The organism is Arenibacter aquaticus (genome assembly GCF_003957295.1).
Lineage (GTDB): Bacteria > Bacteroidota > Bacteroidia > Flavobacteriales > Flavobacteriaceae > Arenibacter > Arenibacter aquaticus.
In genome coordinates this window covers 488,721-510,764 of the sequence record NZ_RQPJ01000005.1, presented here as the reverse complement: position 1 = coordinate 510,764, position 22,044 = coordinate 488,721, and the positions used below count along the sequence as shown (strand labels likewise).

At 41.2% G+C, this 22,044-nt stretch carries 18 protein-coding genes and 1 tRNA gene; 10 read left to right on the top strand and 9 right to left on the bottom strand.

All coding sequences use genetic code 11. The annotated features are described in order from the left end of the window. The 9 genes from EHW67_RS11510 to EHW67_RS11470 all read left to right on the top strand — a co-directional run bounded on the left by EHW67_RS11510 (window position 1) and on the right by EHW67_RS11470 (window position 10,516). Complete coding sequence (locus EHW67_RS11510) at window positions 1-1,194, top strand: FtsW/RodA/SpoVE family cell cycle protein (RefSeq protein ID WP_126162515.1); 1,194 nt, start codon at window positions 1-3, stop codon at window positions 1,192-1,194. Next, window positions 1,181-2,269, top strand: coding sequence for an undecaprenyldiphospho-muramoylpentapeptide beta-N-acetylglucosaminyltransferase (murG, locus tag EHW67_RS11505; protein WP_126162514.1), 1,089 nt, complete (start codon window positions 1,181-1,183; stop codon window positions 2,267-2,269). The genes EHW67_RS11510 and murG overlap by 14 nt, the downstream gene beginning before the upstream one ends. A 10-nt stretch (window positions 2,270-2,279) precedes the next feature. Next, complete coding sequence (murC, locus tag EHW67_RS11500; protein WP_126162513.1) at window positions 2,280-3,623, top strand: UDP-N-acetylmuramate--L-alanine ligase; 1,344 nt, start codon at window positions 2,280-2,282, stop codon at window positions 3,621-3,623. A gap of 81 nt (window positions 3,624-3,704) precedes the next feature. Continuing rightward, window positions 3,705-4,424 (top strand): cell division protein FtsQ/DivIB, encoded by a 720-nt coding sequence (locus EHW67_RS11495; RefSeq protein WP_126162512.1) that lies wholly within the window; start codon window positions 3,705-3,707, stop codon window positions 4,422-4,424. 3 nt (window positions 4,425-4,427) lie between these two features. Continuing rightward, window positions 4,428-5,756, top strand: a complete 1,329-nt coding sequence (ftsA, locus tag EHW67_RS11490; protein WP_126162511.1) for a cell division protein FtsA — start codon at window positions 4,428-4,430, stop codon at window positions 5,754-5,756. 46 nt (window positions 5,757-5,802) lie between these two features. Beyond that, entirely contained in the window at window positions 5,803-7,728 is a 1,926-nt protein-coding gene (ftsZ, locus tag EHW67_RS11485; RefSeq protein ID WP_126162510.1) for a cell division protein FtsZ, read from the top strand. Between the two features lie 92 nt (window positions 7,729-7,820). After that, a complete protein-coding gene (locus EHW67_RS11480; protein ID WP_126162509.1) occupies window positions 7,821-8,273 on the top strand; it encodes a GatB/YqeY domain-containing protein in 453 nt (150 codons plus the stop codon). 33 nt (window positions 8,274-8,306) lie between these two features. After that, window positions 8,307-8,380 (top strand) — tRNA-Arg (locus EHW67_RS11475). Window positions 8,381-8,719: 339 nt separating this feature from the next. Beyond that, on the top strand, window positions 8,720-10,516 hold the full coding sequence (locus tag EHW67_RS11470; RefSeq protein ID WP_126162508.1) for an arylsulfatase: 1,797 nt from the start codon (window positions 8,720-8,722) through the stop codon (window positions 10,514-10,516). Window positions 10,517-10,766: 250 nt separating this feature from the next. On the opposite strand, the gene EHW67_RS11465 is transcribed toward EHW67_RS11470, so the two are convergent. The 3 genes from EHW67_RS11465 to EHW67_RS11455 form a co-directional block, all read right to left on the bottom strand. Next, window positions 10,767-11,231: a hypothetical protein gene (locus tag EHW67_RS11465; protein WP_126162507.1), complete on the bottom strand. Its 465-nt coding sequence runs from the start codon at window positions 11,229-11,231 to the stop codon at window positions 10,767-10,769. 225 nt (window positions 11,232-11,456) lie between these two features. Beyond that, window positions 11,457-12,662, bottom strand: a complete 1,206-nt coding sequence (locus EHW67_RS11460) for a DUF3089 domain-containing protein (RefSeq protein ID WP_126162506.1) — start codon at window positions 12,660-12,662, stop codon at window positions 11,457-11,459. Window positions 12,663-12,764: 102 nt separating this feature from the next. Further along, window positions 12,765-13,193, bottom strand: a complete 429-nt coding sequence (locus EHW67_RS11455) for a hypothetical protein (RefSeq protein ID WP_126162505.1) — start codon at window positions 13,191-13,193, stop codon at window positions 12,765-12,767. Window positions 13,194-13,598: 405 nt separating this feature from the next. Between EHW67_RS11455 and EHW67_RS11450 the strand changes: the two genes are divergently transcribed. Beyond that, window positions 13,599-14,825, top strand: coding sequence for an APC family permease (locus EHW67_RS11450; RefSeq protein ID WP_126162504.1), 1,227 nt, complete (start codon window positions 13,599-13,601; stop codon window positions 14,823-14,825). A 91-nt stretch (window positions 14,826-14,916) separates the two neighbouring features. Here the strand turns inward: EHW67_RS11450 and EHW67_RS11445 are convergent, their stop codons facing one another. From EHW67_RS11445 to EHW67_RS11420, 6 genes are all read right to left on the bottom strand, one after another. After that, window positions 14,917-15,573: a hypothetical protein gene (locus EHW67_RS11445; RefSeq protein WP_126162503.1), complete on the bottom strand. Its 657-nt coding sequence runs from the start codon at window positions 15,571-15,573 to the stop codon at window positions 14,917-14,919. Then, on the bottom strand, window positions 15,560-16,651 hold the full coding sequence (locus EHW67_RS11440; RefSeq protein WP_238389905.1) for a YHYH protein: 1,092 nt from the start codon (window positions 16,649-16,651) through the stop codon (window positions 15,560-15,562). The genes EHW67_RS11445 and EHW67_RS11440 overlap by 14 nt, the downstream gene beginning before the upstream one ends. 193 nt (window positions 16,652-16,844) lie before the next feature. Further along, on the bottom strand, window positions 16,845-18,383 hold the full coding sequence (locus tag EHW67_RS11435) for a pyruvate kinase (protein WP_126162502.1): 1,539 nt from the start codon (window positions 18,381-18,383) through the stop codon (window positions 16,845-16,847). 275 nt (window positions 18,384-18,658) lie between these two features. Continuing rightward, the gene (locus EHW67_RS11430) at window positions 18,659-19,651 is read right to left on the bottom strand and encodes a YpdA family putative bacillithiol disulfide reductase (RefSeq protein WP_126162501.1); all 993 of its coding nucleotides are present in this window, start codon (window positions 19,649-19,651) and stop codon (window positions 18,659-18,661) included. Beyond that, window positions 19,651-20,310, bottom strand: a complete 660-nt coding sequence (rpe, locus tag EHW67_RS11425) for a ribulose-phosphate 3-epimerase (RefSeq protein WP_126162500.1) — start codon at window positions 20,308-20,310, stop codon at window positions 19,651-19,653. The genes EHW67_RS11430 and rpe overlap by 1 nt, the downstream gene beginning before the upstream one ends. 109 nt (window positions 20,311-20,419) lie before the next feature. Further along, the gene (locus EHW67_RS11420; RefSeq protein ID WP_126162620.1) at window positions 20,420-21,655 is read right to left on the bottom strand and encodes a DEAD/DEAH box helicase; all 1,236 of its coding nucleotides are present in this window, start codon (window positions 21,653-21,655) and stop codon (window positions 20,420-20,422) included. Window positions 21,656-22,044: the final 389 nt, after the last annotated feature.

The window sequence follows — 22,044 nt, the reverse complement described above, 5'->3', positions numbered from 1 at the left end:
GTGTTTGGATTTTTAAACAAAATAAATGGAGATAAGGCTATTTGGGCAGTGGTTGCCCTTTTGGCATTGTTCTCCTTTTTGCCTGTTTATAGTGCAAGTAGTAACCTGGTGTACGTGGTGGGTAACGGGACTACCATTGGCTATCTTCTTAAGCATGCCATATTACTGCTCATGGGGTTTGGAATTATTTACGGGGTGCACCGTATCCCTACCCACTTCTTTAAGGGATTGTCCTTGATAGCAATGCCTGTGGTGTTGCTTTTGTTGCTTTATACCTTGGCTCAAGGGCAGGTTATAGATGGTGCCAATGCCAGTAGATGGATCAGAATTCCTATTGTTGGGTTTACTTTTCAGACCTCTAACCTAGCCTCGGTCGTATTAATGATATATGTGGCGAGGTATCTGACCAAGATCAAGGATAAGACCATTACCTTCAAGGAGAGTATCCTTCCCTTGTGGTTGCCGGTGTTTTTGGTGGTGATCTTAATCTTGCCGGCAAACTTTTCAACGGCAGGTATAATATTCTCTATGGTGTTGCTGCTCTGCTTTTTAGGGGGTTACCCTTTTAAATATTTGTTGGGGATAGTAGGTGCCGGTCTGTTAGGGTTGACCTTATTTATTTTAACGGCCAAGGCAGTACCGGATTTGTTTCCCAATCGGGTAGATACCTGGATGAGTAGGATAGAAAGCTTTGCCAACCCAGAAGATACTGAGGCCGATTATCAAATTGAAAAGGCCAAGATTGCTATTGCTTCTGGTGGAATTGTAGGTAATGGAGCGGGAAAAAGTGTTATGAAGAATTTCCTTCCACAAAGTTCCTCAGATTTTATCTACGCCATAATAGTAGAGGAATACGGATTATTGGGAGGCTTTATTTTAATGTTCTTCTATTTGCTGTTGCTTTTTAGAATAGTAGTGGTTGCCAATGGCAATGAAACCATATTTGGAAAATTATTGGTATTGGGCGTAGGGCTGCCCATTGTATTTCAGGCCTTGATAAATATGGCGGTGGCCGTAGAGCTTTTTCCGGTAACAGGACAGACCCTTCCTTTGATAAGTAGTGGAGGGACCTCTAGTTGGATGACCTGTTTGGCCATAGGGATAATCCTAAGTGCAAGTAATAAGAAAGTGCAGGAAGTACCAGAGGAAATAGATGAAAATAACCCTTTAGAAGTGTTAAGTGGGCAGTTATAGATTTATATTATCAGGAGGAGGAACAGGGGGGCATATTTACCCTGCCATTGCTATAGCCAATGAGTTAAAGCAGAGGTATCCTGATGCCGAATTTTTATTTGTAGGGGCCAAGGACAGAATGGAAATGGAGAAGGTGCCCCAGGCTGGATATAGGATAGAGGGACTATGGATAAGCGGATTGCAGCGAAAACTGACCCTGAAAAATTTAATGTTTCCATTTAAGGTAATCAGCAGCTTGATAAAATCGGTAAAAATAGTGAGAAGGTTTAAGCCCCATGCAGTAGTGGGTACTGGTGGGTTTGCCAGTGGGCCTTTGTTGAAGGTAGCTTCAAGGAAGGGGATTCCCTGTGTGCTGCAGGAGCAAAACTCCTACGCTGGGATAACCAATAAGCTTTTGGCCAATAAGGTTGCCAAAATTTGTGTGGCCTATGACGGAATGGAGAAATTTTTTCCGGAATCAAAAATCGTAAAAACGGGCAATCCGGTACGTGGAGATCTGGTAGCCTTGACCAGTGATAAGGCAAGTGCCTTAAAATTCTTTGGGCTGCAGCCAAATAAACCTACTCTGCTGGTTTTGGGCGGTAGCTTGGGGGCAAGAAGGGTGAATGAACTATTAGAGGAAAAATTGTCCTTTTTTAAAACGTTTGGGATTCAGATAATCTGGCAATGTGGTAAACTGTATCATGAAGAGTACAAAAAATATGAAAACGAAGAGGTAAAGGTATTTGCTTTTATAAATCGGATGGATTTGGCGTATAGGGCCGCGGATATAATTATTTCAAGGGCAGGAGCAGGTTCCGTATCGGAATTGTGTATAGTGGGAAAACCTGTGATTTTTATTCCTTCCCCCAATGTGGCGGAAGACCATCAAACCAAAAATGCGATGGCCCTTGTTGAAAAGGAGGCGGCTATCATGGTAAGGGAAGCAGATTTGGACACCGAGTTTGAATCGTCTTTTTCTGATGTGATGCTGACCAAAAGTTTGCAGGAAAAATTAGGTAGCAATATTAAAAAGCTTGCCTTGCCCAATGCAACAAAGGAAATTGTGGACGAAATAGAAAATTTATTGCGGTAGTTGTTGAATAATGAATAGTAAAGATATACATAACGTCTATTTTATAGGTATCGGAGGTATAGGTATGTCTGCGCTTGCCCGATATTTTAATTTTATTGGCAAGAAGGTGTCTGGCTATGATAAGACTCCAACTCCACTTACAAGGGAGTTGGAGTCGGTGGGGATTACTGTGCATAATGAGGATGATGTAGATTTAATAGAGGAGGCGTATAAGAACCCTAAAACCACTTTGGTGGTTTACACCCCAGCGGTACCTTCTAGTCACTTGGAATATAATTATTTTAAGGATCAGGGATTTCAGATTAAAAAACGTTCTGAAGTTTTGGGGCTTATAACGGAGGATACCTTCTGCTTTGCTGTGGCGGGAACCCATGGTAAGACCACTACTTCCTGTATTTTGGCACATTTGTTAAGAGAGACAGGGACTCTGATAACTGCATTTTTAGGAGGTATTTCAGAGGATTTTAATAGCAATTTTTTATTGGAAGGAACCAACTACTCCGTGGTGGAGGCCGATGAGTTTGATCGCTCATTTCTTAGGCTCTCCCCCAATGTGGCTTGCATTACCTCAATGGATGCAGATCATTTGGATATTTACGGATCTGGAGAGGAGCTCAATAGATCCTTTGAAGAGTTCACAGGACGAATTAAGCCCAATGGAAAGCTGTTTGTGCGCAAAGGTCTGCCTATAGAGGGTATAACCTATGGTATTGAGGATGATGCTGACTACTGTATAAAGAATGTTAGAGTGGAGCAAGGTGCATATGTTTTTGATATAGCGTCGCCTGAAGCCAATTTAAAGGGGGTGAGATTCCATAAACCGGGAAGGCATAATTTGTTAAACGGATTGGTAGCTTATGCCATGGCTGTTCAGGCCGGTTCTGCACCAGAAAGTTTGGCAGGGGCATTAGCCTCTTTCAAGGGGGTGCAGCGGCGCTTTTCCTATCAATTGAGGAGGGACGATTTTGTCTTTATAGACGATTATGCCCACCATCCGACGGAAATTGATGCGGCATATCAGGCTGTATCGGAAATGCATCCTGGGAAACGTGTTTTGGCAGTATTTCAACCACATTTATATTCCAGGACAAGGGATTTTGTAGATGATTTTGCACGTAGTCTCTCTAATTTTCCAAATCTGTTGATGCTGGATATATATCCAGCACGGGAAGAGCCCATAGAAGGAGTGAGTTCTCAGTGGTTGTTGGATAAGGTTGAAAGTCCCTATAAAAAGCTGGTCAATAAATCGGACTTAATACCACAAATAAAGGCTTGTGATCCTCAGGTATTGATAACCATGGGTGCAGGAGATATAGGATTGGAAGTGTTGAAAATAAGAAAGGAATTGGAATAATCTTTACCTGGTGTTGGGCCATGGGGCCAGGGATTATGACAGGAAATTTATAAAGTATATAATAGTAGAAAAAGGAAAAAAATGAAGGTGAATTGGAATTTCATAAAATTAGGCGGCCTGTTGCTTTTGGTGACCGGACTCTATGCATTTTCCAATAGCAGGAATAAGCAAAAAGGAATAGAAAAAATAGATATAAAGTTCGTAGGGGATCAAAATCTATACGTAACCCATGAAGCGGTTAATAAATTGTTAATACAAAATTTGGGCGACCTTAAAAACGTGCCCAAAGAAGATATAGTTTTGAATACTATAGAAAAAGCTATAGTAGCTAATGAAATGGTGAAAAATGCCCAAGTTTATCTCACGGTAGACGGGGGCTTAGAGGCAAAAGTTGTGCAGCGTAAACCTATCGGTAGAGTAGAAGGAGGTGCAAAGTTTTATATTGATGAAGATGGAAAACGCATGCCATTTTCCAAATATCATTCTGCAAGGGTACCAATTATTACCGGAGTAATAACCAAAATAACCATTAAGGAAGTGCATGAGATTTTAACTTATATAAATTCGGACGAATTTTTAAGGAAGAATATCATAGGGGTTCATGTTACCGATGATCAGAAATATCAATTAAAGTTTAGGATGGAGAACTTTGTTGTGGACTTGGGTAATAAGGAAGAATTGGAGAAAAAGTTCAGCAATTTCAAAGCATTTTATACCAAAGCAAATAAAGACGAAACGTTGGACGATTATAGTAAAGTGAGCTTAGAATTTAGTAACCAAGTAGTGTGCACCAAAATATAAGATATGGAACAAGGTAATTATTCGGTTGGGTTGGATATAGGGACCACCAAGATTGTAGCCATCATTGGTAAGGAAAATGAATATGGTAAGATTGAGGTTTTGGGTATTGGTAGGTCCAAGAGTTTAGGTGTGCATCGTGGTGTGGTAAATAATATTACGCAAACCATTAAGTCTATTCAACAGGCTGTTGAACAGGCAGAAGCCAATTCCGGACTAAAGATAGGTTCGGTGGTTGTAGGTATTGCAGGACAGCATATAAGAAGTTTGCAACATAGTGATTATATAACCAGGGCTAAATCGGAAGAGGTAATCAACGAGGACGATGTAGATAAGCTTTGTAACCAGGTGTACAAACTAGTGATGCTTCCAGGTGAAGAGATTATTCATGTATTGCCACAGGAATTTAAAATAGATGGGCAAGGAGAGATTAAACAGCCCATGGGAATGTACGGTGGTAGATTGGAGGCCAACTTTCATGTGGTGGTAGGACAGGTGTCCTCAATACGTAATGTGGGAAGATGTATTAAGAGTGCCGGTTTGGATTTGGGTAATATAACCTTAGAACCATTGGCTTCCGCGAATGCAGTATTGAGCCAGGAGGAAAAAGAGGCCGGTGTGGCGCTGATTGACATAGGAGGGGGTACAACCGATCTGGCCATTTTCAAAGACGGTATTATAAGGCATACAGCTGTTATTCCTTTTGGAGGAAATGTTATCACCGAGGATATCAAAGAAGGATGCTCCATTATTGAAAAACAGGCCGAGCTTTTAAAGATAAAATTTGGTTCGGCATGGCCGGGAGAAAACAAGGATAATGAAATAGTTTCCATTCCTGGCTTAAGGGGAAGGGAACCAAAGGAAATTACCTTGAAAAATCTTTCCAAGATAATCCATGCGCGGGTAGTGGAAATTGTAGAACAGGTGTATGTAGAGATCAAGAACTACGGACATGAGGAGCAGAAGAAAAAGTTAATAGCAGGTATAGTTCTTACCGGTGGAGGAAGCCAATTAAAGCATTTAAAGCAGTTGGTAGAGTACATCACAGGAATGGATACCAGGATAGGATATCCCAATGAACATTTGGCCGGTGATTCGGATGAGGAGATTGCCAGTCCCTTATATGCAACTGCGGTAGGATTGTTGATGAATGCCGTACAGAACAAGCCAAAGATTAAGGAGGTGCCCCAAGACGCCGTAGAAAAGGAAGGTGGGCAAGATAGCTATGGGATGGAGGGCAGTTCCCAAGCCCAAACGGCCCTTAAAAAAGAACGGAAATCTATTTTTGATAAGTGGTCCGAAAAGTTGAAAGATTTTTTGGATAACGCAGAATAGATTATAGAATAAGAACACAGTATAGTAAACCAGTAAATTAGAAAATATGAGCAAGAACACGGAATTTGAAAGTATATCCTTTGATTTGCCCAAAAATCAAAGTAATGTCATTAAAGTCATAGGTGTTGGCGGAGGAGGTAGCAACGCAATAAATCACATGTTCCAGGCCGGAATTAATGGGGTGGATTTTGTGATTTGTAATACCGATTCGCAAGCCCTGCAAAACAGTCCTGTACCCAACAAGATTCAATTGGGTGTATCGTTAACCGAAGGGTTGGGTGCTGGTGCCAATCCAGAAATTGGGGAACAGGCGGCTATTGAAAGTATGGAGGATATCAAGCAGATGCTCGATACAACTACTAAAATGATATTTATTACTGCTGGAATGGGTGGGGGAACAGGTACTGGTGCTGCTCCCGTTATTGCTAAAATGGCAAAGGAAATGGATGTTCTTACCGTTGGGATCGTTACCATGCCTTTTCAGTTTGAGGGTAAAATGCGTTGCCAACAGGCTCAGTTGGGAATTGAAAAATTACGCGCAAATGTAGATTCCTTAATTGTTATCAATAATAACAAATTAAGGGAAGTGTATGGTAATTTGGGTTTTAAAGCTGGTTTTTCCAAAGCGGATGAAGTTTTGGCCACTGCAGCTCGTGGTATTGCAGAGGTTATAACACATCACTATACACAGAATATAGATTTAAGGGACGCTAAAACGGTATTGAGTAGTAGTGGGACAGCCATAATGGGATCGGCAATTTCCTCTGGTTCCTCTAGGGCACATGAGGCTATTATGAAGGCCTTGGACTCTCCCTTGCTCAATGATAATAAAATTACCGGGGCCAAGAATGTTCTTTTGTTGATCGTTTCTGGTTCACAGGAAATAACCATAGACGAAATAGGTGAAATTAATGACCATATCCAAAATGAGGCCGGTTTTGGTGCCAATATCATTATGGGGGTCGGTGAAGATGAGGGACTGGGCGAGGCTATCGCAGTTACGGTTATTGCCACGGGTTTTAATGTAGATCAACAGGATGATATTGTAAATACCGAATCCAAAAAAATCATTCATACGTTAGAAGATGAACAGCGTGCGGAGCAGAATTTGACTCCTAAAAATGTTGTTCACCAGTTGGTCGAAGAAGAAGAGGAAACGGCACCAACACCTGCCAAAAGCCCTCAGGCGAAACAGGAGCCAGAAATGGATTTGATTCCTACAAATAATTACATAAAGAACTTTAATGTGTTCTATGAGGAGGTGGTTGCGGATCAGGTGAAGGACGATTTCATCATAGTAAATGCCTCGGACGAAATTAAGGATATGGAGGTGGTAGAGCCTAAGGTAGTGTCTAGCAAGGCCCCTGAAGAGGATCAATTTGAATTTAGTTTTGATATGCCCCTGGCCAAAAAGCCGGTAGAAGAAGAGGAGGTTCAGAATACCATCACCTTTGATTTGGATGAAGAGGTACGGGACCTGGAGGTAAAAGACCATGTAGAGGTGGTACCAGTGTTGGAATACAACAAGAATGGAGAAAAGCGATATAGTCTGGATGATTATATGGATCTGGAAAAGAAACTTACCGGTGCCAAGTCCAAGGCAGAGGAGTTTGATCCCCGCATTGTTGAGGACGAATTGGTATTTGAGAAAAGGACAGTTGAAAATAAGGAAGAAAAGCCAAATAGAGTGGTGGTAGAGGAAGAGGACCCCATCAATACACCAATAGAAGTGCTCTTAAAGGAAAGAGCCGATGAACGCCGTAGGAAGTTGAAGGATTTTAATTATAAATTCCAGAACAGCCTTAGCAACCTGGATGAAATTTCAAAACAGCCAGCCTATAAAAGACAGGGGGTAGATTTAAATGATAGCCCAAGGGAAAACAAAATTTCCAGGACTACACTTAGTGAGGATGGCAATGATGATATTCAACTGCGTTCCAATAACTCCTATTTGCATGACAATGTAGATTAATCCTTGTTAGGAATTTTTATCATAAAGTTTAGACCCGAAAATAGCATATATTTTCGGGTTTATTTTTATCTTCGCAGGGCTAAAATAGAGATATGGGTTTACAGCAAAGAGTAATGGAAGAAATGAAGGCGGCAATGAGGGCTAAGGATAGCGTTGCATTGGAGTCGTTACGGGCCATAAAATCTGCTTTATTATTGGCACAGACCGAGACAGGTACAGGAAAGGAATTGTCCGAGGAAGATGAGGTTAAGCTGGTTCAAAAGTTGGTAAAACAGCGCAAGGATAGTGCTGCCATATATCAGGAGCAAGGCCGTGATGATCTTGCCCAACCGGAATTGGCCCAGGTTGCAGTTATAGAAAAGTTCTTGCCAGAGCAATTAACGGAAGAAGAGATAGAGAAGGTGGTGGTACAGACCATTGATGCCGTTGGGGCTTCTGGGATGAAGGATATGGGAAAAGTTATGGGGATGGTGTCCAAAGAATTGGCCGGACAGGCTGATGGCAAGACCATTTCCAATATAGTAAAGGCAAAATTGGCAAATTAGAAAATATTAGCTGACCTTGATAGGTCATCTTACGGCCACGTAGCTCAGCTGAATAGAGCACTGGATTTCGGCTCCAGCGGTCGGGGGTTTGAATCCCTCCGTGGTCACGAATAAACCACAAAAAAGTGGTTGTACAAGCGAGCTTCAAAAATGAAGCTCGCTTCTTTTTTGGAGTATAGTGCAGTACAACTTTTTGTGGTTTTCAAAGCGGAGCTTTGTAGGGATGGGCGGAGCCAATCCCTAAGATCAGCTCTGTTTGGAATTGCTTCTTGAGGGTATAGCTTATGCGGAGCTTTGTAGGGATGGGCGGAGCCAATCCCTAAGATCAGTTCTGATTGGAGATGGTTCATGGAGCCTAGATAACTCAGGTAGCTGATAAAAGGCACAGGAGTTAATATATTTCTTATCTTAAACTTCTAAATACCATACTTTTAAATAACTATCCAATGAGGTGCTTCTTTTTTAAGTGCGCAGTTATCTCCCTTCTGGGAATACAGTTTTCCTGTGGGGAAAAGCTGAAATCAGAACCCACGACCCATTCACAGTACAATGAAAAGCCCAACATAGTGCTTATCTTGGCTGATGATCAGGGTTGGGGCGATTTGGGGATCACTGGTAATACCAACCTTAGTACCCCCAACATAGATGCCTTGGCCAAGAAAGGAGTGAGTTTTGATCATTTTTATGTAAGTCCGGTATGCTCACCCACTAGGGCAGAACTTTTGACAGGTAGATATTTTCCCAGAGTAGGGGTATATTCCACCTCTTCGGGAGGAGAGCGCCTAAATCTTGACGAAACTACCATAGCCCAAGTCTTTAAGGAAGTGGGATATGCTACAGCTGCTTATGGTAAATGGCACAACGGTATGCAAGCTCCCTATCATCCCAATGCTCGTGGTTTTGATGATTTTTATGGGTTCGCTTCCGGACATTGGGGCAATTATTTTAGTCCCATGTTGGAACATAATGGGGCAATAGTGAAGGGAGACGGATTTATTATTGACGATCTTACCAATAAGGGATTGGAGTTTATGGCCCGAAACAGCAACACCCCTTTCTTTTTATACTTGCCTTATAATACCCCCCATAGCCCTATGCAGGTACCCAATAAATATTGGAATAGGTTTAAGGATAAGGAACTGCTGCTCAAGTATCATGGTGAAGAAGTTGAGAATGATAATTTTAGCAGAGCCGCATTGGCTATGGTAGAGAATATTGATTATAATGTTGGGCGTGTAATGCAGCGGTTGACAGATCTTGAGTTGGAAGATAATACCATTGTATTGTACCTATCGGACAACGGCCCCAATGGATGGCGATGGAATGGGGGAATGCGTGGTAAAAAGGGATCTACAGACGAGGGAGGGGTGCGTTCACCATTGATCATACAATGGAAGAATAAGTTGCCAGAGGGAAAACGGATTGCAGAGATAGCAAGTACCATAGATCTATTGCCCACCTTGACCGATTTGGCAAAAATACCCCTCAATACCCTTAAACCCTTGGATGGAAAAAGCCTAAAACCCTTGTTATTCGAAGAAGATATCAATTGGCAGCCAAGAGTGGTCTATAACCATTGGCGTAGTAGTACCAGTATCAGAACTCAGGAATACCGATTGGATAGTGAGGATAGACTTTATGATATGACCAAGGATATTGGGCAGACCAAAGATCTATCCAGTCAATTTCCACAGCTTGCAGATTCTTTGAAACAGTTGAAAAGAGATTGGTTGCAAGAAGTAATGCCAAAATCCAAAGGGGCAGAGGACCGTCCCTTTACCTTGGGCCATCCTGATTATGTGTACACCCAGATTCCAGCTAGGGATGGAGTGGCACATGGTAATATTGTAAGGAGCAACAAACACCCAAACTGTACTTTCTTTACTAACTGGATAAGTACATCGGATTATATTAGTTGGGATGTGGAGGTCTTGGCCGATGGTGAATTTGAGGTTGAATTGTATTATACGGCCAAGGAACAGAATCTAGGAGCTGAAATTGAATTGCGTTTTGGAGAAAGTACCCTAGTAGGTGTTCTGGATAAAGCCCATGACCCACCTTTGGTAGGGGCTGAAAGAGATCGTGATCCCAGGATTGAATCCTATACTAAGGATTTTATTCCCATGCACTTGGGTCGCATAAGCTTAAAGAAGGCTAAGGGAGATCTAACACTAAGGGCGCTTAATATCCCTGGGGATGAGGTTATGGACTTTCGTTTGCTGTTGTTTAAAAGAGTAAACTAAAGTTTTGGAAAATAGCATTGACTGTTACCAACTTTCAATTTTGTTCAATATACAAAGGGTAATCGTCTTGATAGCCTTGTTTTGCAGCAGCAGGACTCCCTCGGGGGGAATGGTCAGGTATAGAACTGGGTATTCAGGTTTTTAATTTTTTAATTGCCACCAAATTGATCCAAAGGATTACCGATAATTTAGCCCTTATGCGCCTTTTTGAAAGTTTAAATATGTCATATCCCTTTTTTAAAATTTGCAACTAAAATGCTCTAAAATAGGGGCGACTTGTTAACGGGGAAAATTGCCAGGGAATAGAACTTAATATTATGAGTAGTCCGGCTGTAAACCAGATTGCCATGGTCTTAAATTTTTCGGTGTCGGTTGATTTACGTTTGGCCTTGACCGAGCCAATAGTGATCACAACGATTGCGATAAACATCATCAGGCTGTGCTCCATGCCAAAAAAACGTATTTCCCTAAGGTGGACAGCTTCTTGGGGGTTATTCATAAAGTAGTCTGTTATAGGGCTAACAAAATATAACCAAAGGCCAATAACTAGCTGTATATGTGCTATGGTAGCTGTCCAATGTCGGACCATATTATCAAATCCTAGAAATTCCTTGTTGGAAAACCAGCCATTATAAGAACGGTAAATAGCAAAAAGTAAACTTATCAATACCATCCAACGTACTAAAGAATGCAGGGGTAAAAGGGTTGAATACATTATTTGCTCTCAGTTTAATAGGGGGTGAAATCAATATTACCCTTACCAATTATTTTACACTGTAAAGAAACTGTTTTATTGACTTTTTACCAATTAATGTCATCTAGAATATAGGCTATGCAAGGCAAAATAGATGGTCATGGGTACAGTTGTGGGTATGATATATGGTAGCTTATATTACTGACTTTATGACCCTATGAAGAATCACTTTAGCGATTGACCGTATTATTTGCAATTTTGAAGTTTTAAATCAATCTGTTCCAATAATGCCCATAAATATATGTTATAGTCTTTTCTGTGATAGCCCCAGTAGTCATAATTGGGGTGGTTTAATTCATCAGCTAAATCATTCGGCCTTTGATCATTTGTACTTGGAGTTAATTCAACATTTAGTCCTACTTTAAAAGGCCCCTCTCTTGCGAACCTTACGTTGTAAAGCTTGTCGAAGGCAATAAAATTGGCATCTTCACTAAGGTTGTATTGTTGGTTTGGAACAATATAGTACCGCAAAGGCTGTACATCAGAGCCGTAGTATTCAGAATCCTGCACAAACCAATCCTGATTTTGATCAACGGTTCTGTATATTAAACCCTGGTCTATTAAATGAGGGTTGAATTCTGGCAGGCCTGTATTTATTTCCGGTAGTGATTGCCCCTCATCAAAACTCCTCCAATTGTGAATGCATCCGCATTGCTCCATGGCAGTACATAAAGGTATGTTTTTCCACCACCCCCCTTCATAACTATCTTGGGCTGCATAGACATATCCTATCCCGCCCAATGCGGCGGTGACCAATTTACTTTTTAAGTCTTCATTATTGTCAAAAACATCCCTTAACAGCATGGCCAATAAGAATGATCCCTGTGAATGACCGGCCAATATAATTTTATTGCCGTTATTGTAGTTGGTTAGATAATTTATAAAAGCTGCTTTGACGTCATTATAGGAAACCGTGATTATTGATGCTTGTAATTCCTTGGAAGTAGTAGTTCTATAGGTGGTACCGGTTGATTGTCTATATCTAGGGGCGAAAAACCTGCCATATTTGGCCATTAGCCCAGCTTGGGCCAAGATTGTTGCAGAAACCATAAACTCCGATTGCTCTTCTAGGACAATGTTTTGTGGCGGGTCGTTAATTTGGGATAAAACGGTGGGGTGAACAAAGAATACGTCTACCCCAGTGTCTGTTGATGAGTTGTTGGGTATGGATATTATGCTATCGGTTTGTAGGTTTTCATTTATTACCGCTACGTCTAGATTGTAATGGTTCAATAAGGTTCCATTTTTTTCAGGGTGAAAAGCCCAATTTTCCATATTGGAATAGTTGAGGTGATCCGATACGGTTACTGGGTCTTTTGTTGTCTCATTGTTTTTTGAACAGCTATATGAAGTCCATATTAGTGCAATTGTCAGGGTATATAGATATTTCATGGTGATGAAAGGTTCATATTAAACAACAATATAGTATACATCGGCCCTCTTATGGGTTAAAGTTAGATAATGTCATATGGCCAATTTTGTGTAAGATCCCAACTAATCCCCTTCACTTAAAGAAAAGCTGCCATCTCCATTAAATTCAGTCAAGATTATGGTTACTGTCCAAGTGCCAGCTGTTCCGGAAGATGTTACACCTGAAAAACTATCCGGTTCCTTATTCCCAGATAGGGAGCGATCCAAAACTGTGTTCTCATCGGCGTCCCTGATTATCATTTGGAATATCCCTCCATTTGATGCTGTTATATCTGCATTATATTCCGCCCGAGAAAGGCTATTTTGATATTCAAAGGTTTCGGAGGTGTTGCCTCCATTTCCTATAAAATCGCCTCCGATATCACCAATCGGCCCCTCATTTATAGTTACCTCCGCATATTTGTTATCATCGTTGTCTGTACTGCAGCTAATTAATAAAGCTGCGGTTGAAAATATTGTTAGGACGATTATTCTAGAAAATAGTTTCCTCATGAAGATCAAAAATATAGAGTTATGTTTCTGGTTATATTATACTTATAACGTCTAATTTTTGATTATTATTACCGCAATAGTTCGGATATTTTAATTGGACATATTTTTTCTCACTCTTGAGATTGGCAATTCTTTTATAAAAATAAAAGACATTTCATAAGGGGTCACCTTATCTTTTTTTTTGTAGTGCAAGGGTATATTAAATGGGAGGTTTGTAGGAGACAGCTGGGGTTGTCGAAGGCGCTTTCTTTGCATCTGGGTATTAATAAGAGTGGATGGTAGACAGCTAGCACATTCTGTAAAAGTAATTAGAACTGCAGTGGGGCTATTGCCATATGGAAAAAAAATGTCCCTTTTGTATTCTAAGTGTTTCAATCCCTTAACTTTATAAGAAATCTTTAAGGTATGAAGGATGAACAGGAAGTATTAGGGCTAAAGAAGCAACTGGGGACCATTCAAATTTTATTGTATGGTGTGGGAACCATGTTGGGTGCAGGCATTTATGTATTGGTGGGCAAGGTAGCGGGCTATTCTGGAACCTTGGCTCCACTTTCATTTCTACTTGCTGGGGTTTTGGCAGGTTTAACCGCTTACTCCTATTCTTTACTAACCCCTCGATTTCCGAAAAGTGGGGGTGAAATAGTCTATGTAAATAAGGCTTTCAATTCAAAACAATTGGCTTCCTTGGTTGGGTGGGGCGTAATTTTTACAGGCTTCATTTCCGCCGCGGCAATTCTCAAAGGTTTTGTTGGGTATTTGGACGTGTTTGTTGAAATAACCGATGCATGGGTAATCATAGTGAGTATGACACTTTTGTGTTTATTGGCCATATGGGGTATAGGTGAATCCTTAAATGTTATTGGATTGGTAACCCTAATTGAAGTTGGAGGGCTCATTTTTGTGATCTTTGTAGCTGGCATCGATATGGAGAAATTTACTGCCCAATTTTCGCAAATGTTCCTTAAGGCACCTGGCTATGATATATTTGCGGTGTTTCAAGGGGCCTTCTTGGCATTCTATGCCTTTGTAGGCTTTGAAGATTTGGCAAATGTGGCCGAAGAGGCCAAAAACCCTAAAAAGAGCATGCCTATTGCTATTATGGGGAGTTTGTTCATCGCTTTATTTCTTTATATCGCCGTAGCTGTGGTGGCGGTGGTGTCCTTGCCCCTGGATGAACTGTCTTCCACCAATGCTCCAATGGCCGACATAGTGGCAAGTAAAGGGCAACAATATGCTTATAGTATAAGCCTTATTAGTTTGGTAGCTGTTTTAAACGGGGTGTTGGCACAGCTTATCATGGGATCTAGGGTCCTATATGGAATGGCCGGGCAGAACAATGCCCCAAAATTATTTCATAAAGTACACAAAAAATACCGTACCCCTATACTGGCCACCCTCACCATAGCCTTGGGGATTACGGTCCTAGCTATTTTTGTACCTATTGTGCAACTGGCCAATACTACCAGTTACGTCATTATAAGTGTTTTTACCTTGGTTAATCTGTCGCAGTCGAAGTTGGCAGTTAAAGATTATGGTAAGAAATGTTGGGGGAACAGAAAGTTTTTACTTCCATTGATCGCGGCCTTTCTGTGTATTGTATTTCTGTCTTATAAGGTACTGTCCGTAATTTAGAGGCACTTCATAAATCTCCCATGGGGGAGGGTTTTTGCTGCTTTAAACTTATGCTTGAAAAAAGTTGATAGATCGTTGAGAAACATTGAATTTAGCTGCCATTAGTTGTATAGTTTGTAGGCTTCAGCTTTTTTTTATACCCAAGGACCACAATGATCAATAATATGACCGTTAGACCAGCAACAAACCATGCATATTTGATTTTAGATTCTTGAGTAGGCCCAAAGATTCTATAATTGTTTCCATCGGCCACTAATCGAATTTCGAAATTATTGTGCCGGTTCAGTGTAAACTGGTTTTTATCTATCCCTTTTTTTACAACAAATAAAACGTTCTTACTATTGGCAATATTTCTGAACGATTCATTTCTAAAAATAAAGCTGTCTAGTTGTTCAGGGCCTTTAAATTGGTATACCACAAGGGTTTCGTGTCCGAGCTTTATTTGCGGTTTTTTTAAGGCTATGTGGGGGGAGTTTTCAAAGGATAAGGATAGGTCCTTTTGTAATATTTCGGCTACCAGGTTTTTAAATTCCTCAGGTGTTTTGTAGCTGTCCGCTGAAAATCTGGTATGGACCTCTTGTTCCAAAGCGGTGAGTGCCGACCGTATTTGCAGCATCCACATTCCGTTTTCTCCTTCAATCAGCAGCGAGCTGGAGTTGGAAGGGGAGTGGGCAAAAACAAAGGAATAGGATATTATGGCTAAAATGCATGGGATCAGTTTTTTTGCCAAGCCATTAATCCACTGCATAAGCACCTTTTAAACCGTTAATGAAGTTGTTGTTTCCCGAAGCGTCTACGTGGTAATGGTAACCTCTAGTCTTATCATAATGACCTCTTGCTTCGTCCAAATCGGCAGGTTCAATGTTGTTTTTGTCCAATCGTTCGTATATACCATGTCCATCCATTGCGTATCCAATCAAGCCGCTATGACCATCATTTTGAGCAATGGTCCTGTTCATTCCAGTGGTAGTGTGGTAATGGTATCCTTGGTGTACATTTATATGTCCACCGGCATCGTCAAAAGGGGCCAGGGTGTAGGCGCTCAAAATATTGTTGACCGGGGCGGGAGCGGAAAATTCCACACCATTCAATGCAATTCCCCTGGTGGAAGGAATTGGATTTTGGTTGCCATTTGGTCTGCCGGGAGGGCCATCATCACCACGACCTCCAGGTCTATCACCGCCATTATGATCTCCAGGACCCCTTGGCGGACCTGCGCCATCCGGAGGGCTGGGTCCATCAGCACCGGGACCACCTCCTCTGGGCCCTCTGGAAAATAAGGTAAGTTCATCTTGCGGTACTGGTCTTATTGGGATTAAATAACTTTGCGTTACATTGGTGATATATGCCGGAATACATTCCACACAAAAATTTTTGTACTCCTCACCTACATTTGGATTGGCAGCATTATTGCAATCTTCTTTGGTATCCGTGATGTAAATATTTCCTTCTTCATCATACATTTCCCAGGTGGTGTCATTATAGAATTCAGCAAGGTTTTGTACAAAAGCACCATCAACGTCGTATACCTCACCGTCACTGAGCCATATACCCCCTTCCTTCGCACTGTCGGTTATGTGGTCTGGACACCATGGACCCATTTGATGGTCTGTTGGGGTACTGTTGGTTGCTATTTGGTAGCATTCGGTTTTTGTGCCATCGGAAAGTGTACAGGGAACCTTTGTTATGGTAACATCATCATTAAAATTTGCTTTAGAAACATTAACCGTAACCAGATCATTGCGGTTGGTTTTTTGACTGTTGCGGCAGGAAGTTGATAAGGAAATTGTTGTGAATAAAACCAAGTAAAATTGCAAATATTTCATTTTATATGGATTAAAAGGGGGACTATAATGGCTAACTAAGCAATTTGGGCTATTGGTAATTTTCTTTATATAATTTCTAATAGAACAAAACTTTTTTGTTTGTGGTATTGTAAGATAAAGCCGTTAGCTAAATTAGATTAACAGGACCTGGGTGTAAGGTATGCGTGGCCTTTCCAGTATAGACGGTTTTTTGTTATACAGCATATTCCTTGTGAATATTTTTTAAGCCTGTTTTTGCTACTTTCAGGGCACGCAGGGTGTTCTTGGATTTTTGGGAATGCGCTTCCATACGCCTTAACACATTTCTTAGGGTTTTAGTAGCTTCCAAAATATAACGTCCTTTATTGAGCATTACACATTCGGCTTGTGCGCTAATAGTGGCATCTGAAATTTCGGCCCTGGTGGCCATGCCCTTTTTGGCTAGGCTGTCTAATACTTGGGTGGCCCATATAACGGGGATTTGTGCAGCCTCACATAGCCAAAGTATCTCGTTCTGAACCTCGGAGATACGCTCAAAACCAACCTCTACCGCTAAGTCGCCCCTAGCAATCATCACCCCAACCTTTGGTCTTTGCATGGCTTTTAACAAGATGGAGGGCAAATTTTCAAAAGCCTTACTGTTTTCGATCTTGAAAATGACCCCTGTATCCTGATCTCCAATTTTATTTAGCTCCTCATACAATTGCGCAACGTCTTCTGCGGTCTGTACAAATGAATACCCCATTAATTGGGCGTTGGCTTTTATAAAGGGAAGGAGTTCCAAATCCTCCTTTGTTAGGGAGGGAAGCTCTAGATTGGTTTGTGGTAAATTAATGCCTTTACTGGGGCGTAACTTCTTTTTGCGAGATTTTTTAACTAACAGCAATGCGGCAACATTGGAGGAGGAAACCACTTCGGCTTCAATAGCTCCATCATCAAAGAATACTGAGTGCCCTTCTTGTAAGCCCTTAATAATTTGTGGTAGTGAGACCTCAACTAAAATTTGGGCAACACTAAGTTGTGGGTTTTTGTCCTCTAGGGACATTGCTACAGAGGGGTGTTTAATCAGCAGTATATGGGTGCCCTTGCCAATTTTTACATACGGAAGGGTCTCTAAATCTGTCCCTTTGCCCGTTTTATGATAAATGGTGTCTATCCTAATTTTTGGACCTGGGAGATCCATATAAACTTGGGTGGGCCGGTATCCTGCTGGGGTGGCAACATGGATTTTGTGGAGTATCTTTTTCCAGATCTTTGGGTCTCCGTGACTAAGGTTTATTCTGGCAATACCCATACCGGCCATAGCTAATTTTCTGATTTGTTTCTTGCTATTGTTCAGTTCGTCCTGCATGGTAACCATGATTTCCGTGTCGCGGACGAGGCTTTCTGTATTGAAAAGTAAATTGGCATGTCGTACTAAAAGTGCCTTGCTATCACTAAAACTTAAAGTTTCTATCTGCTTATTGGCTTTCCATCTCTTGCCATTTATTAGCTTTACAAGCTTTAGGGCGGCAAATACATTTGAGTATACATACCCGGCCCCAGTCCCTAGAGAAGATATGCCCAACTCGGATAGGGCATTCTGGGTTTTTCTTATGTCCTTGCTCCGTAAAAGTAAATAACGATATAGGTTTTTGGCACTGTTGATATATAGTGGATGTACGGATGCACCAATCCTAACGGCAACCGACTCCTTCTTTATCAATGTTGCGTGAATTTTTTCCAACTCTCTTTCCAGTTTTTCAGTTTCCATAAGAATCTCTTGAACTGTTATTATGAGGTTGGCCTTCCAATATTAAAAATACGAATATATTGGATGGTTAAAGATGATGTAATAGAAGAAGTTAGTTAATATTTGTTAAAGAGGTATCAACCCTGGAGGGGAATTGGTCAATACATTATCATATAAAAGAAAGCGGGATGCCAATACCTACTTTTAATTTTTACTGTCCCAATACAATTGGGGTATTGCCCGCTATTTCATTCTTTTTATTTCCATATTAGGCACGCCTCACCAACTTTTTCATTTTAACTATTGGAAAAACTGAGCTTGGAGGACAACTTCTTTTTAATATTATCCATAATCATAGAGGCATGGATACGCGAATTTTCAATAAACCATTTATGGGTTTCCATTCCGCCACATATTACCCCTGCCAAATATAAATTCTCAATATTGGTCTCCATAGTCTCAGGATTATATTGCGGGAGTTTTTTTTCATCCTGGGACAAGTGGATGCCCATTTTTTCCAAAAATCCAAAATTGGGCATATATCCCGTTAGGGCCAGTACATAATCGTTTTCAAGGCTGGTTGTTCCTTGGGGCGATTTTATTGTAATATGATTCTCTGTAATCTCCTTAACAGTACTATTGTAGTAGGCTTTAATACTGCCTTCCTCAATCCTGTTGATTATATCGGGTCTTACCCAGTATTTTACCCGTTTCCCAACCTCAGGACCTCTAATTATTAGGGATACTTCGGCACCTTTACGGTAGCACTCCAAAGCAGCATCTATGGCAGAATTACTAGCCCCGATAACGGCCAATTTTTGACTGGAATAAAAATGTGGATCCTTGTAATAATGGGATACCTTTTTTAAATCCTCACCAGGGACGTTCATCTTATTGGGTAGGTCATAAAAGCCCGTAGCTACAATTACGTTCTTGGCAAGGTACTTATTCTTATCCGATGTGATTTGGAAATTTCCATCTGTTTTGGTAACGGAGTTTACTTTTTCAAATAGGGATATGTTGAGGTCATTGGAAGTAACAATGCGTCTATAATACTCCAAGGCTTCGTTTCTTTTTGGTTTAGCCTCAATACTGATAAAGGGAATACCATCTATTTCCAGTTTTTCGGACGATGAAAAGAACTGCATGTTTTGAGGGTAGTTATAGAGAGAATTAACAATACATCCCTTTTCCAGGATAATATAAGACAATCCCAGTTTTTTGGCTTCCAGGCCACAGGCAATACCAATGGGTCCTCCACCTACTATCACTATATCCCAAATCTTCATTATGCTATTAAGTTTTTAAGTTCTTTTATGGTCTGCGCAGGTTGCTCACTTTTAAATATAAAACTTCCGGCTACCAGTACGTTGGCTCCAGCGTCTACCAGTTGCCTGGCATTTTCCGAGCTAACCCCGCCGTCTATTTCAATAAGGGTCTTGGCTCCTTTCCTTTCTATTAGGGCTTTTAGGGCTTTAACCTTGTCATAGGTGTTGTCTATAAACGATTGCCCTCCAAAGCCTGGGTTAACGCTCATTACACATACCAGATCTATGTCGTTGATAGTATCCTCAAGGAGACTCACATTGGTGTGTGGGTTTAAAGCTACTCCGGCCATCATTCCTTCTGCTTTAATGGCTTGCAAGGTACGGTGCAGGTGGGGACAGGCTTCATAGTGTACGGTAAGCCTGTCAGCTCCCAGTTTGGCAAAGGTTTTTATATAGCGATCTGGATCAACGATCATTAGATGCACATCCAAAGTTTTGTTGGCGTGTGCAGAAATTGCCTTGAGGACAGGCATACCAAAGGAAATATTAGGAACAAAAACACCATCCATAATATCAATATGGTGCCAGTCCGCCTCGCTCTGGTTCACCATTTCTATGTCGCGCTGTAAGTTGGCAAAGTCGGCTGCCAGTAGGGAAGGGGCAATAATCTTTTTATCCATATGTATCTACTAGTATTGATTTGCAAAGGTAATGAATTGATGTGGTTTCAAATAATGGGGCCCTGCCCGATAATGGGCGACACAATATTTTTCTAGCGCACTTTTTAATTTAATACCAGCGTTTCTTTTTCTTTTTGGAAGCTGCAGATTTCCTGCCTTTTTTGTATTTGCTGCCTTTTCTTTTGTGTACCTGGGGCTTGGCCTTTGGGTCTAAAGGGTAGGGGTGGTCTTCTATCACCTCCAATTGTTTTTGCATCAGTTTTTGTATACTGGCCAAATACCCCTTTTCGTCTGCCGAGCACAGCGCATAGGCTGTTCCTGTGTTGCCGGCCCTTCCCGTTCTTCCAATACGGTGTACATAGGTTTCAGGAATGTTGGGCAGGTCAAAGTTTATAACCGCGTCCAATTCATCTATATCCAGTCCTCGTGCGGCCACATCCGTGGCTACAAGAATATTGGTTTCCTTATTCTTAAATTTCCGCAAGGCTTCCTGTCGCTCTGCCTGGGATTTATCACCGTGTAAGGTTTCAACCTTAAAATTATTTTTAAGCAGCGTTTTTTCCAATTTGTCTACCCCGTATTTGGTACGCCTAAAGATGAGAATATTACCTTTAATGGTATTTCTGAGTAGGTATAGACATAATTCAATTTTGTTGGGTTTGGGTGTATAGCACAGGAATTGCATCACTGTGGCCGCAGCAGAGGAGGTGGGTGATACGGCTACTTTTTCCGGATCTTTCAAAATAGTGTCTGCCAACTGTACTACCTTGAAGGGCATGGTGGCGGAAAAGAGCAGGGTTTGTTTTTCCGATGGGCACAAACGTTCTATTTTTTTTACATCGTCTATAAACCCCATATCCAACATTAAATCGGCTTCATCCAATACCAATGTTTCCACATGGTCCAAGTGAACCATATCCTGCTTATGAAGGTCCAATAGCCTGCCTGGCGTGGCGACCAAGATATCGATCCCTTTTTTGAGCATGGTTAGCTGTGGTTCTATGCCCGTTCCTCCGTATACCACACCCGATTTTAGGGGGGTAAATTGCCCGTATGCCGTAAAGCTTTCATGTATTTGTTGGGCCAGTTCCCTGGTGGGACTAACTATAAGGGCCCTTATCCTTTTTTTCTTCGCCGAAGCCCCTTGTTTATTCAACAACAGTTGAAGTATTGGAAGGGAAAAGGCCGCAGTTTTACCGGTTCCGGTTTCGGCAGAGGCAATTACATCCCTATTTTTTAGTACCAAGGGAATGGCCATTTCCTGTATTGGGGTGGGGGATTCGTAATTTCTTTTGGCAATAGCTTTTAATAGCTGTGTGCTTAGCTTTAGTTCATTGAAACTCATATGGGTACTGATTTTGTCAGTCTTCATTGCAAAGGTACGCTAAATTCGCTGTCAACGGTATAAATTGGTCAAGTCAGGGGACAAGGCCAAATACAAATGGCATTGAACCCTAAACCATGGTCTGTTCCAAGCCATTAACATAATTATTCAAAATTGGCTTAACCTTAACTCTGAATCCTTTATGGACTTGATAAATTTATTTAAATTTAATATCCGTTTTGATCTTCGTATCCTATAAATAAGGGTATGACTGCCGCAATTCGGAACACAATACTCTCCCCAGTACCTTGGTTATGGTAATAACCAGGTGTCCCATAGCGGTTATGAACCCGCTAGCTATATGAGCTATTAAAAACTTATCGGATATAAAAAGACAGGCAAAGGTCCCT

Bases quoted from the DNA above. Each gene is read 5' to 3' on its own strand.
- ftsZ (WP_126162510.1), top strand. From the start codon at position 5,803: ATGAGCAAGAACACGGAATTTGAAAGTATATCCTTTGATTTGCCCAAA.
- EHW67_RS11440 (WP_238389905.1), bottom strand. From the start codon at position 16,651: ATGAAATATTTGCAATTTTACTTGGTTTTATTCACAACAATTTCCTTA.
- EHW67_RS11465 (WP_126162507.1), bottom strand. From the start codon at position 11,231: ATGTATTCAACCCTTTTACCCCTGCATTCTTTAGTACGTTGGATGGTA.
- EHW67_RS11435 (WP_126162502.1), bottom strand. From the start codon at position 18,383: ATGGAAACTGAAAAACTGGAAAGAGAGTTGGAAAAAATTCACGCAACA.
- rpe (WP_126162500.1), bottom strand. From the start codon at position 20,310: ATGGATAAAAAGATTATTGCCCCTTCCCTACTGGCAGCCGACTTTGCC.
- EHW67_RS11430 (WP_126162501.1), bottom strand. From the start codon at position 19,651: ATGAAGATTTGGGATATAGTGATAGTAGGTGGAGGACCCATTGGTATT.
- EHW67_RS11450 (WP_126162504.1), top strand. From the start codon at position 13,599: ATGAAGGATGAACAGGAAGTATTAGGGCTAAAGAAGCAACTGGGGACC.
- murC (WP_126162513.1), top strand. From the start codon at position 2,280: ATGAATAGTAAAGATATACATAACGTCTATTTTATAGGTATCGGAGGT.
- EHW67_RS11480 (WP_126162509.1), top strand. From the start codon at position 7,821: ATGGGTTTACAGCAAAGAGTAATGGAAGAAATGAAGGCGGCAATGAGG.
- EHW67_RS11495 (WP_126162512.1), top strand. From the start codon at position 3,705: ATGAAGGTGAATTGGAATTTCATAAAATTAGGCGGCCTGTTGCTTTTG.
- ftsA (WP_126162511.1), top strand. From the start codon at position 4,428: ATGGAACAAGGTAATTATTCGGTTGGGTTGGATATAGGGACCACCAAG.
- EHW67_RS11420 (WP_126162620.1), bottom strand. From the start codon at position 21,655: ATGAGTTTCAATGAACTAAAGCTAAGCACACAGCTATTAAAAGCTATT.
- EHW67_RS11455 (WP_126162505.1), bottom strand. From the start codon at position 13,193: ATGAGGAAACTATTTTCTAGAATAATCGTCCTAACAATATTTTCAACC.
- EHW67_RS11460 (WP_126162506.1), bottom strand. From the start codon at position 12,662: ATGAAATATCTATATACCCTGACAATTGCACTAATATGGACTTCATAT.
- EHW67_RS11470 (WP_126162508.1), top strand. From the start codon at position 8,720: ATGAGGTGCTTCTTTTTTAAGTGCGCAGTTATCTCCCTTCTGGGAATA.
- EHW67_RS11445 (WP_126162503.1), bottom strand. From the start codon at position 15,573: ATGCAGTGGATTAATGGCTTGGCAAAAAAACTGATCCCATGCATTTTA.